The 16,187-nt window shown below is 42.1% G+C and carries 11 protein-coding genes and 1 other RNA gene; 1 reads left to right on the forward strand and 11 read right to left on the reverse strand.

Going from position 1 to position 16,187, the window contains the following annotated elements:
• Positions 1 to 19: 19 nt before the first annotated feature.
• The 10 genes from cas7c to MS_RS04610 form a co-directional block, all read right to left on the reverse strand.
• Complete coding sequence (gene cas7c, locus MS_RS04565) at positions 20 to 883, reverse strand: type I-C CRISPR-associated protein Cas7/Csd2 (protein ID WP_041639687.1); 864 nt, start codon at positions 881 to 883, stop codon at positions 20 to 22.
• Positions 884 to 893: 10 nt separating this feature from the next.
• Entirely contained in the window at positions 894 to 2,672 is a 1,779-nt protein-coding gene (cas8c, locus tag MS_RS04570; RefSeq protein WP_011200164.1) for a type I-C CRISPR-associated protein Cas8c/Csd1, read from the reverse strand.
• On the reverse strand, positions 2,669 to 3,346 hold the full coding sequence (cas5c, locus tag MS_RS04575; protein WP_011200165.1) for a type I-C CRISPR-associated protein Cas5c: 678 nt from the start codon (positions 3,344 to 3,346) through the stop codon (positions 2,669 to 2,671). The genes cas8c and cas5c overlap by 4 nt, the downstream gene beginning before the upstream one ends.
• A complete protein-coding gene (locus tag MS_RS04580) occupies positions 3,339 to 4,145 on the reverse strand; it encodes a DUF5677 domain-containing protein (RefSeq protein ID WP_011200166.1) in 807 nt (268 codons plus the stop codon). Before MS_RS04580 ends, cas5c begins: the two co-directional genes overlap by 8 nt.
• Positions 4,146 to 4,748, reverse strand: coding sequence for a hypothetical protein (locus MS_RS04585; protein ID WP_157847497.1), 603 nt, complete (start codon positions 4,746 to 4,748; stop codon positions 4,146 to 4,148). It lies immediately after the preceding gene.
• Between the two features lie 192 nt (positions 4,749 to 4,940).
• Positions 4,941 to 7,223 carry a CRISPR-associated helicase/endonuclease Cas3 gene (locus tag MS_RS04590; protein WP_011200168.1) on the reverse strand — a complete coding sequence of 761 codons (2,283 nt, stop codon included), beginning with the start codon at positions 7,221 to 7,223 and terminating at the stop codon, positions 4,941 to 4,943.
• A gap of 66 nt (positions 7,224 to 7,289) precedes the next feature.
• Positions 7,290 to 9,560, reverse strand: a complete 2,271-nt coding sequence (gene nrdA / locus MS_RS04595) for a class 1a ribonucleoside-diphosphate reductase subunit alpha (RefSeq protein ID WP_041639689.1) — start codon at positions 9,558 to 9,560, stop codon at positions 7,290 to 7,292.
• Positions 9,561 to 9,879: 319 nt separating this feature from the next.
• Positions 9,880 to 11,349 (reverse strand): Do family serine endopeptidase, encoded by a 1,470-nt coding sequence (locus MS_RS04600; protein ID WP_011200170.1) that lies wholly within the window; start codon positions 11,347 to 11,349, stop codon positions 9,880 to 9,882.
• 226 nt (positions 11,350 to 11,575) lie between these two features.
• A complete protein-coding gene (locus MS_RS04605) occupies positions 11,576 to 12,118 on the reverse strand; it encodes a KdsC family phosphatase (RefSeq protein WP_041639690.1) in 543 nt (180 codons plus the stop codon).
• 4 nt (positions 12,119 to 12,122) lie between these two features.
• Positions 12,123 to 13,058, reverse strand: coding sequence for a KpsF/GutQ family sugar isomerase (locus MS_RS04610; protein WP_011200173.1), 936 nt, complete (start codon positions 13,056 to 13,058; stop codon positions 12,123 to 12,125).
• 95 nt (positions 13,059 to 13,153) lie between these two features.
• Here MS_RS04610 and rnpB point away from each other — a divergent pair.
• An RNA gene (gene rnpB / locus MS_RS10910) (RNase P RNA component class A) lies at positions 13,154 to 13,542 on the forward strand.
• 449 nt (positions 13,543 to 13,991) lie between these two features.
• On the opposite strand, the gene pta is transcribed toward rnpB, so the two are convergent.
• Positions 13,992 to 16,130 (reverse strand): phosphate acetyltransferase, encoded by a 2,139-nt coding sequence (gene pta / locus MS_RS04615; protein WP_011200175.1) that lies wholly within the window; start codon positions 16,128 to 16,130, stop codon positions 13,992 to 13,994.
• Between the last annotated feature and the right edge of the window lie 57 nt (positions 16,131 to 16,187).

Genomic DNA, 16,187 nt, shown 5'->3' on the forward strand with positions numbered 1-16,187 from the left:
AGGGGAAATTTGCAAATTGTTAAAGCAATTCTTCTACACTAACACCATTGAATTTATCTTTTTCAATAGAAATTTGATAATCCGCAAAGCCGGTTGCCGGTGTACCGGATTCGCCATTTATGCGTTCAACCTTAACCGAATCAAATAATTTATGTGCAGGTACGCTGCCCAACGCACTATCGTGTTTAAACACGATCAGTTTACGTGCCGCCATTTCCCCGCGAGCCGCCGAGCGATCGTGCTCAAACATTAACTGCAAGGCTTGCCATAATTTTTGTAGATCTTCCTCAGAAAAACCGGTTTTTGCCGCAAGATTTGCCGAGATAAAACCGTGCACGCGGTAGAGAGCGTAAGGCACAATGTATTTGCGCCCCATAGTGCGTTCTTTTTCAAGATCTTTTTCATTGGTAACCGCCATTCGAGTGATTGACACTTCAAGCGGAATAATCGGATCGATGGATTGCGCAAAAGCCAACTGTACCGGACCGCGAACTTGTCCGCTATTCACTTCGGTGGTCATTACCGCACCGAAGCTACGAATATCGAAAAAGTTTTTACACATCCAAGCGGTAATATCGCGCGCTTTGGCTTCGTCTTTCGGTAATTTTTTCGCTTCCGGTTCAATTTCAAGCGCCTCATAAGCACGTTTATTTTGCAAATTCAGCACGCTTTTTTCTTTTACATAAATTTCATAACCGGCTTGGTTTTCATTGGCTAACTCAACAAAATTACGGATTTTGCGCTTTAAGCATACATCGGTGACTAAGCCTTTACTTGATTCGGGATCAAGGCGCGGCATATTGCCGGCATCGGGGTCGCCGTTGGGATTACCGTTGGTAACATCAAAAAAATAGACAAATTCATAGCGGTTTTGGATAGACATAATTAGCTCCTTAATTTTCGGTAGATTCGGTGGTTTCTTTTTTGGTGAAATAGCGTTGTTTTTGTTGGTAATAGCCGATTGCAAAGCAACCTTGCTCATCAATACTTAAATGGCGCGGGAAAACATCCGGTAATGCGCCGATAACCTCCGCCAGATCTTTATCTAAATTCACCGCCATTCCCGCTTTATCTTTGCGTAAACGGGACAAATGGTGCTTCGCACCTGATAATAAGCGGGGAAAGACGGAATAAGGCACGGACGATGCGGAACCATAATAACGATCTGCAATGCCCGCATTCAGATCGCCCAGCGCTTGCGTTTGAATGCGTTCAAGTACCGCAAACAGCCGACCAAGCAAATAAGCCGGATTTGTACTTTCTGTATTTAAACTCATCGGAATCTCCTCTTGAATAAAACCTTTTCTGAAACGGCGCTGTAACACCGCTTTAATCATTGCAATACGTAACCCATTAATATCGCCGTCGGCACGAATGCGGGCAATTAGTTGAGAAAGCAGGCTCATCGGATAAAGTGAGCCCGTAATCACCGCTCTTGTCATTTCCCCCGCTAGCACCGGCGAGATATTTTCCGTTTTAGATAAAACCGCTGTTTGTAGTAACAAACGCCAAATAGACGGAAATGTTTTCCAAGGGCAAGGCTCAATAGCCAGATCTTGCCAATGCTGTGCCAGATGTTCCGCCAGTTGCCCAAAGGTGGTATCCAGCCAGAAACGAATTGAGATCCGCGCAGCATTGGGGGCTAAACCTAAAATATAGAAACGCGTATCCGGCGCAAGATCCGGGGACACTTCTTTGATTCCGCGTCCTTTGGCGATTTGTTCTAAAATATTGAATACTTTTTGAGATTCTTGCTCATCATCGGGCGGGGAAAATACACTTGCAAAAAATCCTTCCGCAGCTTCTGCATTGGCACTATTATCCGCCTCCGCCCAGAAAACCGTGCTGGTGTCACCGATACTTAAACAGTGATTGTTTTCACGGCGCAATAGGTAATTCAAGGTTGTGGTATAGGCAAAGGCGGACACTTCGGAAACCGGTGCATTTGAGCCTTGTTCTTTACCGAAGGAAGCAAAAGATTCTTTATTAAAAGAGATAATCGAACCGCCAGAACTTTGCCCGCCAAATACTCCTTTAATCGCAGGGTGCAAACGTGCTATCGGCGCATTGGCACCGCTGATTAAACAGATACCTTGCTCCGCATTATCATCTTTTAAAAGATCCGCCCATAAAGTTTGCGCCGCTTCGCGCTGATGAATATAGCCTGAACAGCCATCTAATTTGAAAACCAGATTGGCGTCTAACATTTCAGTGAGGCAAGGCGGTTGAGAAAAATGTTCCGGTTGCCATTTTTCTAAAAAATGACAAACGGCTTGCAAGCCAAGATCTTGAGAATCTTTAAATAATTCAAGGTGGGATTGTTTGAAAGCTTCAAAGGTTTTTTGTGAGATAACAAAGGGCTGTTCTTTGGCTGTGGCTTTATCTTTGTTGCTTTCCACACCTAAAACATAAGCGGTTTTATCCCATAAGAAATTTGCTTTTACTCCGGATGTCCGTTTTTCCGGACGGGGAACATTAAGTAGTTTTGGTTGAGGCTTTTTGCCGTCACTTAGGTTAGGCACAACATCGACTAACTGCCCGTCTTGGTTAATCACCAGCACCCAACCGATTTTTTCTTCACTAAAGCCATAAGACGGCACTTTAGGATTGCCGACACTATCCGTTTCTTTAGCTAATCGCTGATAATAACGTGCGAGAGAAGAGAGAATCATCTTTTCACCTCCTCGGCATAAAACGGCGGCACGTCAATCACGCCGTTTTTTAATTCGGCACGAAAAAAATGCGGCGTATTGCCATGCTCAAAATCAATATCGTGCAACATCCAGCCAAGATCCCGATTAAACTCACTTTCTGAAAGTTGTGATAGAGGCAACGGGTCGTTGTCGTCAATCAACGCAAAATGCGCCGGAAACTCACGTACCCCCATACAAGGCTGTTGAAAACATTGCCCTTTTAACGCACGGCGTTTAAACATTTCGATATGCTTAGTGGTGTTCTCGTCCACACCGGCTTTTGATGTCATTACCGCGTGAGCTTCAATCACATAAGCCACATCTTTTAACACCGTTGCCGCTCGCTGTTGGCGATCATCTTCGATAACTGTGTATAAATCCGCCACGCTTTTACGCTTCATCGCCCCGCTGACTTTCGACTCGGAAATCTTCGCTCCAAGTTCATTGCGCCGAACCGATTCAAAGCGTATCGGTTTTAATACATAGATCTTATCGATCACCCAATTAATCGCCGGCTTCCAGTGAATCGCACTAAGAATCCCGCGAGCAGCCGAGGGGGTTATTACATCATAAGACACCCGCTCCACTTTCATCTCGGGACGAGTAAAACAAGCATAGTCGCCCCAGATGTGTAACCTTATCCGATTAGCCATTTATCGCATTCTCCTCAACATCTATTTCCATAAAATAGTTATCCCACCAATCTAAAGGCATAAGCTCACTAAAATCTAATCCAAATTTATTAATAAAAATTTCATAAGCCATATGTACATACTTACATGAACGGAAAAGATAATCCAGGTCTGCTGGAGCTTCAAATAAATCAGGTATTAGATGATATTTATGTAGAGGACTTTCACAATATTTGCAGTTATATCTTGATACATGTGGCCACATATTATGAGCTCCTTGACTAAAAGGTTTGTATGCAAATGTATATAAAGATTCGCAATTCGCTTCTTGTGCCATTTTTCTATAATCTAATTGTGACCAACTACCTAAATTCACTTCTACTAAAAAATCCCTACGTTGAGAATCGATCCAATGTAACCTTGTTTCAATCATTCCTTCCATCAGTTCATTCTCAGGATTATTCGGAGAATCATCAATTCTTTTTTTATAGTGCTCAACTAATAATTTCTCCTCGCCTAATCCATATAGAATATATTTTTTAGAACGTTCTTCTAGGTCCAACATAATCCAAGCTAATGTAATATGTAAATCTGTCATAGACCTTAAAAATAATGGTGCAGAATGCCCATTAAGAATATTAGGAGAGCGAGTCATTTGAATAGCTAAAGTTACTTGTCTAGACAATAATCCACCGATTACAGAATAGGCTTCTAGTTTATCGTATTCGACTTTCACCGCGCTCCATAATTTACTAAAACTTGAAACTAAATAAGTTTCATATGATTGAATAAACCTGATAAGATCATTTTCGATTTTCATTTAAGAACACTCCTCCATATCAAAGCATTGTTTCCAAAAAGATTTAGACCAATCATTTTTTCCATTACTACTACTTATTATGTCATTTCCAACATTAAGGCTTGAACGGACAAAAGCAGCAACTATTTTAGCTTCATCTGATTCAGGATCAGAAAAAATAGAATTAAAATCAGGAATATTCATGCTAGCATTTAATACAATTTTTCCTGTAATAGCCATTGAATAAAATGCTGTTGTTTGTACTTTAGTTGAATGCTCTGAGTAACGATCAAATAAAGCAGAAACGTCTTCTTTTAAAAGATTTATTGCATTCGATCTATCCATTCCACATTTATAATCCTTAAAAAGAAAGGCAAGAGGATAATCATCAAAAAGCAAATAATGATGTTCTAATGATAGTCTAAGAAAATTAATAACATCTTCACTAAGATTCATTTTAATTTTTTCTTTTTCATCCTCACTTAAAATATTAAAATTATTTAAAAAAGCCCAAGATGCATTTTCACCCTCATCTTTCCCTAGAATACTCTTACATCTAACAATAAAATCAATAATATTACGAACAGATTCTATATTAGATTGGCGGAGAAAAATTGCAGACATCCAAATCAAGCAAGGTAATCTATCATTATGAAATGATATTTCTTCTAAATTTATATGTTGTAGTAACGGGGGTATAAGTTTTTGACCAACTTTTTTATGATCCTGTAATACTTTCCCTTTATGATTATTATTTTTTTTTCACTTTTACCTCCTCTCTATTAATAAGATCAGATTCAATTTAATATATAAAAATTAAAAAACTGAATTTTCTATTGTAATAAACCCTAAATCCCCCCAATCCAACCCCGCTACCTCATCATACAAATCCAATCCAATTAAACTATAAAACTGGTTCCCAAATTGTTGTTCGTTGATTGCTTCGATTCGTCCCGCTTTAAATAATGCTTCTAAGGATTTTTGAGGAATCTGTACGGTGTAAGGTTGTAATTTACGAAGTAGTCCGCCGACTTTTTCGGCATGGCGAAGTTCTTCAATCCGTTTTTCCGCCTCTTTATCAAACGGGATAATCAGCGGTAGCATATGGCTTTCAATCATACAGAACTCTTTTGCGATGGTTTGGAATGGAAAATCTAAGGTTTTTCCTGCTGCATGGCATTTTGCCAGAATCTGTTTGTTATCCAGATCTTTGCCCTTCTGTTCATATACTGCGGAAAAGTAGTGGCTAATCGCCTCTACAGAAAGCAGGTTGTCGCCATAACAACGAACTGTTGAACGCATGGCGGCAGATAATAAACCTAATTCCGTAGGTGCTTTCCACTGTTGTTCGGGTTGAAATACCCATACAAAGCTCTGTTCCGCTAATTTTTTCCCTTCACGGTTGCAACGGCCTGCCGCTTGCGCCACGGAATCTAATCCGGCTTCCGCTCGCATAACCAATGGAAAATCTACATCCACGCCCGCTTCAATTAGCGAAGTTGCAATAACCCGACAGGATCGACCCGCTTGTAGATGTTGTCTGATTTGCTCTAACATTTGTGAACGATGTTTGGCACACATTAGGGTGGTTAAATGAAAGGTTCCGTCCAGCTGTTTAGCCTGTTCGTATAAACTGCGAGCGTGACGGCGGTTATTGACGATAATCAGAATCTGCTGATTTTCAGTGAGTTTATCAATTAAATCCTTATCCGATTGCATACCAATATGTTGCACGCTGGTACGGCGTAAATCGGCAAAAAGTGCGGTCGGATTTGGCGCGATTTCTCGCACATTTTCAAACCCGCGGTAAAAACCGTGCTGCGTTTGAATAGCGGGTTGAGTTGCGGTGCACATTACGATTGAGCTGTGATAATTACGAGCCAGTTCTTTGATCGATTGCATAATCGGCAACAGCAAATTAAGCGGTAACATTTGCGCTTCATCGAGAATGATTACGCTGTTGGCGATATTATGCAATTTACGGCAACGGGAAGATTTATCCGCAAACAGTGATTCAAAAAACTGCACGGCGGTCGTGACCACAATCGGCATATCCCAATTTTCTGAAGCTAATTTCAGCTTGTCTTTGGTGTCTTTATCCAATAATTTTTCATCATCAAAAGTGCTGTGATGTTCCAATACCGCAGCTTCCCCAAACTCTCCGAAAGCCTTACGAAACTCTTGTGCGTTTTGCTCAATAATACTGGTAAAAGGAATCACATAAATAATTCGCAGCATTCCATACTTTTTAGCGTGCTCCAACGCAAATGCCATTGAGGTAAAGGTTTTACCACCGCCCGTCGGTACGGTTAAGCTAAATAACCCCGGCTCTTGCTGCGCCTGCGCAATGGCATGATCCAAAATCTGGCTGCGTAAACGATTTAACTTGGCATTACGCTGTTCTTCTTCCGTTTGAGGCTGAAGCGCCTTTTTGCGTTCGCGAAAATCGCTAATAAACCGATTAAATTGCTGATGTAACTGATCTAAAGAAGGTGCGTTGCCACGATCAATATCTTGCTGTTTTAAATTCGCATAAAAAGCTTCGGTATCTAAGAAATCGGCATCGACTAAACAGGAATAAAGCATTCGGATAAAGAAAGCTAACGCGAAAGGTTGGTAATAGGGATCTGGTTTTAAAGCGGGAAAAGTTAGTTTTTCAGGTAAAGGTAATTCGCTTTGCCAGATAGGATCGAGTTCGGGTAAATTACCTTTGCCGAAAGGCACTGACAAACGCTGTTTTAAAGTGCTGCGATTATCTCCTTCGCCATCGCCGTTTACTAATCCAGTATGGTGGCTTGCAATGCAAAATGCTAAAATCTTACCAAGAGGAAATCCCCAACGTTCTATAGCAATTTTTGCCCCGGCTGTTGCGTGATCAACCGAAGGTCCGCCGTGTAAACGTTTATCAAATGCCGGCGTATATTTGCCTAAATCGTGTAATAAGCCGGTATTGTAGGCAAGTTGGTACGCATCAAATATTTCGGCAAATTGTGCGGCAAGCTTTGCGACATTTTCTGCATGGCTGCTAAAAGTTTGCCACTGTTCATGGGGGAGATCTTTTTCCGAATGGGCATAATACACTTTCTTTGTGTTTGTCATGATTTACTCCATATACAAAAAAGCGGCTAAAAACATTTAAGTTTTTAACCGCACTTTTAAATTTAATTAGATTTTGCAAGCACCGCCGGCACAGCCGTCATCGAGATCTTCCTGGGCGTCGTCGGCGCCGTCTCGGGTGTTTTGATAATAAAGGGTTTTTAAACCGTATTTATATGCCGTTAAAAGGTCTTTTAATAATATTTTCATCGGCACCTTATCATCTTCAAATCGCTTCGGATCGTAGTTGGTATTGGCGGAAATTGACTGGTCGACAAATTTCTGCATAATGCCCACCAAATGGAGATAACCGTCCATGTTTGGCATATCCCACAGGAGTTCGTATTTGTCGCTGAGGTTTTCATAATCCGGTACCACTTGTTTCAAAATGCCGTCTTTTGAAGCTTTAACGCTGATATGACCGCGCGGCGGTTCAATACCGTTGGTAGCATTAGAAATTTGCGATGAAGTTTCCGACGGCATTAATGCGGTTAATGTGGAGTTGCGTAAACCGAACTCTAAAATCTCGGTACGTAATTGTTCCCAGTCATAATGCAAGGGTTCGCTCGTTAAATTATCCACATCTTTTTTGTAGGTATCAATCGGTAAGATACCTTTTGCATAAGTGGTTTCATTGAAGTATTCGCAAGCGCCTAATTCTTTTGCAAGATTCATTGAGGCTTTTAGTAGGTAATATTGAATTGCCTCGAATGTACGGTGAGTCAGATTATTAGCGCTGCCGTCGGAATAACGAACGCCGTTTTTCGCTAAATAGTAAGCGTAGTTAATTACACCGATACCCAGCGCGCGACGACCTAATGAACTGCGTTTTGCCGCAGGAACAGGGTAGTCCTGATAATCCAGCAACGCATCTAAAGAACGTACCGCAAGATCCGCTAAGTTTTCTAATTCATCAAGATCGTCGATTTTACCCAAGTTGAAAGCAGAAAGTGTGCAAAGCGCAATTTCGCCGTCTTCGTCATTAATATTATTTAACGGTTTGGTCGGTAGGGCGATTTCTAAACATAAGTTAGATTGACGTACAGGTGCAACTGCCGGGTCAAACGGGCTGTGAGTGTTACAGTGATCCACGTTTTGTACGTAAATTCGGCCGGTTGACGCGCGTTCCTGCATTAATAACGAGAATAAATCCACCGCTTTAACGGTTCGTTTACGGATTGTCGGATCCTGTTCGTATTTTACGTATAATTCTTCGAATTTAGCTTGATCTGCAAAAAATGCTTCGTACAATCCCGGTACGTCCGAAGGACTGAATAAAGTAATATCGCCGCCTTTAATTAAGCGTTGATACATAGTTCGGTTGATTTGTACGCCATAGTCCATGTGACGGGCACGGTTTTCTTCAACGCCGCGGTTATTTTTTAATACTACCAGGCTTTCCACTTCTAAATGCCACATGGGGAAGTAGACTGTTGCCGCTCCGCCGCGTACACCGCCTTGCGAGCAGGATTTTACTGCAGTTTGGAAATGTTTATAAAACGGAATACAACCGGTGTGGAAGGCTTCGCCGTCACGAATCGGGCTGCCTAAAGCGCGGATAGCGCCGGCATTGATGCCGATTCCCGCACGTTGCGATACGTATTTGATAATCGCCGATGAGGTCGCATTGATAGAGTCAAGACTGTCGTCACATTCAATAAGTACGCAGGAGCTGAATTGACGAGTAGGGGTGCGCACGCCGGACATAATCGGCGTAGGCAATGAAATTTTGAATGTAGAAATCGCGTCGTAAAAACGATGAATATAATCTAAACGCGTTTCCGCAGGATATTTTGAAAATAAACTTGCCGCAACCAGAATATAAAGGAATTGTGCGGACTCGTAGATCTCGCCGGTTACACGGTTTTGTACCAGATATTTTCCTTCCAATTGTTTTACCGCGGCATAAGAGAAGGTCATATCGCGGCTGTGATCCAAGAAATTATCCATTTCATCCCATTCTTCGCGGGAGAAATCGGAAAGCAGCGATTCGTCGTATTTACCTAAACGGACTAACTTTTTTACATGTTCGTATAAACGAGGCGGGTCAAAATGACCGTAGGCTTTTTTACGCAAATGGAAAATGGCAAGGCGAGCCGCCAAGTATTGATAGTCCGGTGCATCTTTGCTGATTAAATCCGCAGCGGCTTTAATGATTGTTTCATGAATGTCAGAAGTACGAATGCCTTCGTAAAACTGAATATGTGAACGCAATTCAACCTGAGAAACGGATACATTCTCTAAGCCTTCCGCCGCCCAAGTAATCACACGGTGGATTTTATCCAGGTCGAGAGGTTCGACTTGTCCGTCACGTTTCGTGACCATCAATGCTTTATTCATAAAAGTTTTAACCTTAGAAAAACACAATATATAGAAGTAATAGATAATTGCGCTACAAGATAGTGGGTTAGGCGGAAAATTTCAAGCGTTAAATTTTTTGTGCAAAATGTTGACAGAAAATAACTTACTTATATATAAGCAAAAATTTTTATCTCTATAATTTTGCTATCGTTAAAATTTATTTGAGATCAGATTTGTGAATGAAAAGATAAAAGTGCGGTCAGAAAATCCGGATTTTTTTGAAACGATAAAGAGGTTTTTTAATGCCTGGCGCTACCATAAAAAGAAAGGCGCCGAAGCCGGCGCCTACAAGTTAAAATTATTGAATCAGAAGATAGAAATTATTATTTCCGCGTTCAATATTTAACGCTATAACGGAATCTTTGTTTTCCATGGCTTTGCGTAACTGTGTTAAATCTTCAATGGCGATACGGTTAACGCCGATAATTAAATCGCCGGTTTTCAAACCTCGTTGAGCTGCCGGGGAATTTTCAGCTACTTTACTGAGTTTCACGCCTTTTTTGCCGTTTTCATTGAAGTTTGTCAATTCCGCACCTTCCAATGCCGGAATAACGGCTTCCGCATTAGCGGTAGATTGCGCCTGGTCGTCGGCTTGCAGAGTAACTTTTACATTTTCTTTTTTGTTATCACGCAGATAAGTTAATTCAATTTCTTTACCTGCGCCGGAAGTAGCGATTTTCGCGCGCATTTCGGCGAAACTCGACACTTTTTGTCCGTTCATGGCAATAATCACATCGCCCGCTTTAATGCCCGCTTTATCGGCGGCGGATCCCGGTAAGACTTCGCTGACAAAAGCGCCTTGTTGCGCATCAACGTGGAAGGCTTTCGCCAGATCCGCATTTAGTTCGCCGCCTTTAATTCCCAACATACCGCGACGCACTTCGCCGAACTCACCGATTTGCTGCGCTAAGTTATTTGCCATGTTAGAAGGAATTGCAAAGGCAATCCCGGCATTAGCGCCGCTAGGTGAAAGAATAGCGGTATTAATACCGATAAGTTCGCCGTTTAAATTAATTAACGGTCCGCCCGAGTTACCTTGGTTTACGGCGGCATCCGTTTGAATATAGTTTTCATAAGCGCCGCTGTCGGAACCGGTGGAGCGCCCTAAGGCAGAAATGATACCGGAGGTGACGGTTTGCCCTAAACCGAATGGGTTGCCGATCGCTACGGTGAAATCACCCACGCGTAGTTTATCGCTGTCGGCAAATTTAATTTCGGTTAAGTTTTTAGGGTTTTCCAATTGTACTAAGGCAATATCGGATTGACTGTCTTTGCCTAAGATTTTTCCTTTAAATTCACGGCCGTCCTGCAATAATACGGTGATTTTATCCGCGTTATCGATAACGTGGTTGTTTGTTAATACATAGCCTTTTTCCGCATTAATAATCACGCCGGAACCTAAACCGCGGAATTTTCTTGAGGATGATTTTGAAGAATTATCACCAAAGAAATCCTCACCGAAGAAAAATTTAAATTCTTCCGGAATATCAAATGAACGCTTAGCGATTTTTTGATTACCTTCCACAGCAATGGAAACCACCGCCGGCAACACTTTTTCAAGCATTGGCGCTAATGAATTGGTGATAAACGGGCTGTTTACGGCAGATTGTGCTACGTTTGATGCCGCTTTGTTTGCGGAGGTTTGCTCTGCGGATTCGGATTTATCGCCGCCAAAAAACGAACTGAAATCCGCGACACTTACGGTTGGCGCAGCAAGAACGCTTAATCCTAATGCGATTGCAGTCAATGTAAAACTTGTTTTTTTCATTTGTACTTTTCCTTAATTAATAACAAATAGGGTGAAAACACCAAATATGTACGGTATGACAGAAAATATGGGGAAATGTTCATTTAAATTCAAGTTATTAACTGAAAATAAAGATTTTTTAAGAGAAAAAAGAAAGGATTTAAAAAGCGTAAAGTGCGGTCGAAAATTGGGAAATTTTACGAAAAAGGCGCGAATCTTTTTGAGATTACGCGCCTCTTGTATTTAATTATTGTGCCATATTGGTCACAATTTTAAGAAAGCCTTTGGCGGATGAATAAACGTCCGTTTTACCTTGCGCTTTTAATATCATGTCTGACATTTCACGGAATGCGCCTTTGCCGCCGCGTAGGTCCAGCACATAATCGGCGCAATCTTTTACATAATCGGGCGCATCCGCTACAGCGAACGCAACACCGCATACGTTAAAAGCAGGTAAATCAACGCTATCGTCACCGATATAAGCCGTTTCTTCAGGGGTTACTCCTACTTCTTTCATTAGTTCATAACAGGCACTTTCTTTTTCCAATTTCCCTAAAAATGCCAGTTTTATTCCAAGATCTGCAATGCGTTTGCGCAAAATGGCAGAATCCCGCCCGGAAAGCACTGCAACCGGAATGCCGCTTTCCATCAACATTTTCACGCCTAATCCGTCACGGACATGAAAACTTTTTATTGCTTCACCGTTGGCGTCGTAATGCAGTTGACCGTCGGTCAGCACGCCGTCAACGTCGGTGATAACAAATTTAATATTTTCTAATTTTCTGTTCATATTTTTAACTTGAGAATTCAACTAAACCGACAACTTTATTGTCATTGTCTACCACAATCAAGGAATGAATTCTGTGTTCTTTCATATAGTCTTCAGCCTGACCGATATAGGTATCCTGATTAATGACTTTAGGATTTGAGGTCATTAATTCCCGCGCCACTTTATTTAAAGTATCGGCGCCGTTAGCGGCTAATGCGCGGCGGATGTCGCCGTCCGTAATAATCCCTTTCAGATCGTCATTTTCCATCACCAGCGCAACGCCCATTCTGCCTTCGTTCATAATGGTCAGGCAGTCTGTAAACGATGTATTTAATGCGGTAACCGGCAGGTTGGTTTGCATTTGATCCTTAACTCGGCAGAGTAGGCGACGACCAAGGCTGCCGCCGGGATGGAATTTTGCGAAATCCATAGGTTGAAAATGACGGGCGTTAATTAACGCCACCGCTAAAGCGTCGCCTAAAGCCAGGGTAACCAATGCGGAAGTTGTAGGCGCCAGGTTATTCGGGCAGGCTTCGCGTTCAACGCTGATATCCAGAACGTAATCGGCGTGTTTTGCCAAGGTTGAATGTTTGTTGCCGGTTAATGCAATAATAGTATTGCCGAAATTTTTTAAACTCGGGATAAGCTTATTTACATCATCGCTTTCGCCGCTGTAAGAGATCAACATCACAATATCTATAGGTTTTAACATACCAAGATCGCCGTGGAAGGCTTCGGTCGGATGAAGAAAAAAACTCGGCGTGCCCGTTGAGGCGAAAGTTGCGACCATTTTTCGACCGATTAAGCCGGATTTGCCGATTCCCCCGATAACTAAACGACCTCCGCAGTTAAGGATAAGATCGATGACGTTGTTGAAAGATTGATCAAGATTTCGACTGAGAAGCGTCAGGGCATCTTTTTCGGTGGCTAAAGTTTCCCGTGCGTTTTGTAAATAATCCATAATGTTCTATCCATTAGAGTTAAATCTGTGCGCATTGTAGCTCAACTTGTTATTTAACTCTATATTATTTACTGAAATTGGGATATACTTCACGCCGAGTTGGTCAGACAATCGCTGGTTTATTGAAGCCCTTAACCGTAGTAATACGACCTAGCGGGACAAGTAAACGAGAGGAAAGTCCGAGCTACATAGGGCAGAGTGCCAGATAACGTCTGGGAGGCGTGAGCCTACGACAAGTGCAGCAGAGAGCAAACCGCCGATGGCTCGCAAGAGATCAGGTAAGGGTGAAAGGGTGCGGTAAGAGCGCACCGCATGGCTGGTAACAGTACATGGCAGGGTAAACTCCACTCGTAGCAAGACCAAATAGGAACTCAATGGGTGTGCCCGCCCAGAGTTCGGGTAGGTTGCTTGAGCGTATGTGCGAATATACGCCTAGAGGAATGATTGTCCGCGACAGAACTCGGCTTATCGACCAACTCAATCTAATTCCGCCGCCATATTTGAGAATATGGCGGTTTTTTTATATACGGTAAGTTCTAAATGTGCGGTCAGAAATAATCAAGGCAGAGTTTTTATTAATATGAAATGAAACAAATAATTTTATTAAAGATTATCGGATCGATAATTTTTTGACCTGGTTTTTGAACGAATTGATTATTAACGGGAATTTTGTGTGCTGGATCACAAAATGAAAAACTACTATTTGCAGGCTAATTTATTATTGGCTATTCTTGAGCGCAATAAAAACAAGTGCTATTTCAATAGCCTGATATTTTGCTTTCCGAGTAGTGCCTTTTCAAAAGGCACTTTTTTTATGTCTGTATTTTATGATTTGTTTCAATGATAAAAAATTCCGCATAAAAATACCGCACTTTAACGGCAAGTTAAAAGTGCGGTCTGTTTTTTATTAAATTTTATCGGTTTATCAGCCGATTAGCATTGTGTCGCCTGAATTGCCGTTAATGCGATGGTATAGACGATATCGTCAACCAATGCACCGCGGGAAAGGTCGTTCACCGGTTTACGCATACCTTGTAACATCGGACCGATTGATACTAAATCGGCAGAACGTTGAACCGCTTTATAAGTCGTATTACCCGTATTTAAGTCAGGGAATACAAATACGGTCGCTTTACCGGCTACTTTAGAATTCGGCGCTTTAGAACGCGCAACATCTTCCATTACGGCGGCATCATATTGTAACGGACCGTCGATTAATAAATCAGGGCGTTTTTCCTGTGCGATACGAGTCGCTTCTTTCACTTTTTCAACATCTGCGCCGGAGCCTGATGTGCCGGTTGAGTAAGAGATCATAGCAACGCGAGGGTCAATACCGAAGGATTTCGCCGATTCCGCAGATTGAATAGCAATTTCCGCTAATTGTTCCGCAGTCGGATCCGGGTTAACCGCACAGTCACCATATACTAATACTTGATCCGGTAACAACATGAAGAAGATCGATGAAATAATCGAACTACCGGGAGCGGTTTTGATAATTTGCATCGGCGGACGAATCGTATTTGCAGTAGTATGGACCGCACCGGATACCAAACCGTCTACTTCGCCGGCTTCTAACATCATTGTACCTAATACAACGGTGTCTTCCAGTTGTTCGCGGGCTGCCATTTCAGTCATACCTTTTGCTTTACGCAGTTCTACTAAACGAGCGACATAGTTTTCACGAACTGAAGCGGGATCGATAACGGTAATTCCGTTACCTAATTTCACGCCTTGAGAATCGGCAACACGTTTTACGTCTTCAGGTTTCGCCAATAATACGCATTCCGCAATACCGCGTTCTGCACAAAGTACCGCCGCTTTAATCGTACGAGGTTCGTCACCTTCAGGCAAAACAATACGTTTTTTCGCCGCACGCGCTAACTCGGTTAATTGATAACGGAATGCCGGCGGAGATAAACGACGGGCACGCACGGAAGCGGAAGCCAGTGAATGAATGAAATCCGCATCAAATTGTCCGCTGGTATATTGTTTGATATTTTCGATACGTTCTTTATCGTCAACCGGTACTTCAAGATTAAAACTCTGTAAGCTTAAAGCCGTTTGCCAAGTGTTACCTTCAATACGGAATACCGGTAATTTGGTATTTTCGAATGTCGGGTTACATAATTTTTTGATTTCGCAATCTATTTTGTAACCGCCGGTTAATAAAATACCGCCAAGTTCAATACCTGTAGTAGCGGCTAACGCGGCTGCGGTTAAAATTTCAGGGCGGTCGGCGGAAACTACCAGCAAGCTGCCCGCTTTGAAGTGTTCAATCATATTAGGCAGCGTTCTTGCGCAGAAAGTGATACTGCGGATACGACGGTTCATATCGCCTTCGTTAAGAATAGAAGCGCCCAAATGTTTTACCAAATCAATCGCACGGGTAGCAATTAAATCTGCAGACCAAGGAATACAAGCCAATACTTTAATCGGGCTGTTTTCAAATAGTTTGTAAATTTCTTTGATATTATTGTGACTATGCTGGAATGAATCGAAAATTTCCGTTAAATCCGGACGGGTACGACCCGATTCATCAACCGGCGCATTAAATTTATTAATAACCACACCAAGTAAATTAGGATTGCTTTTACCGCCGAATGAGGCGGCGGCCGCTTCAACGCGCTCTTTTAATTGAGCGGGCGTTTCGGTTGCAGGCGCGGAAACTAAAATGATTTCGGCATCCAGTGCTTGCGCGATATCGTAGTTTACACTGTTAGCATAAGAGTTTTTGCGGGAAGGAATTAAACCTTCGACGATCACGATATCATTGTCTTTGCTGATTTGTTGATGCTGGGCAACAATTTTTTCTAATAAAACGTCTGTTTGGTTTTGACCGATTAAATTTTCAGCCTCACTTAGCATAACAGGTTCGGTAGTTTCGATTGTCGTGCTTGTGCGAACAATTGAGGTTGTTCTATCAAGCATATCTTCACCGGAACGAGGTTGTGAAATCGGCTTCATGAAACCGATTTTAGTCCCTTTTTGTTCTAATGCACGAATAAGCCCGAGACTTACACTTGTTAAACCTACGCCTGCGCTGATTGGAATAAGGATAATTGTACGTGACATAATAAACCTTAGAATGTTGTTAATGTAGAAAAAGAAACTGCCGAGAAGTCGGCAGTT

Origin of the sequence: [Mannheimia] succiniciproducens MBEL55E (genome assembly GCF_000007745.1) — a bacterium.
GTDB classification, from domain to species: Bacteria; Pseudomonadota; Gammaproteobacteria; order Enterobacterales; family Pasteurellaceae; genus Basfia; species Basfia succiniciproducens.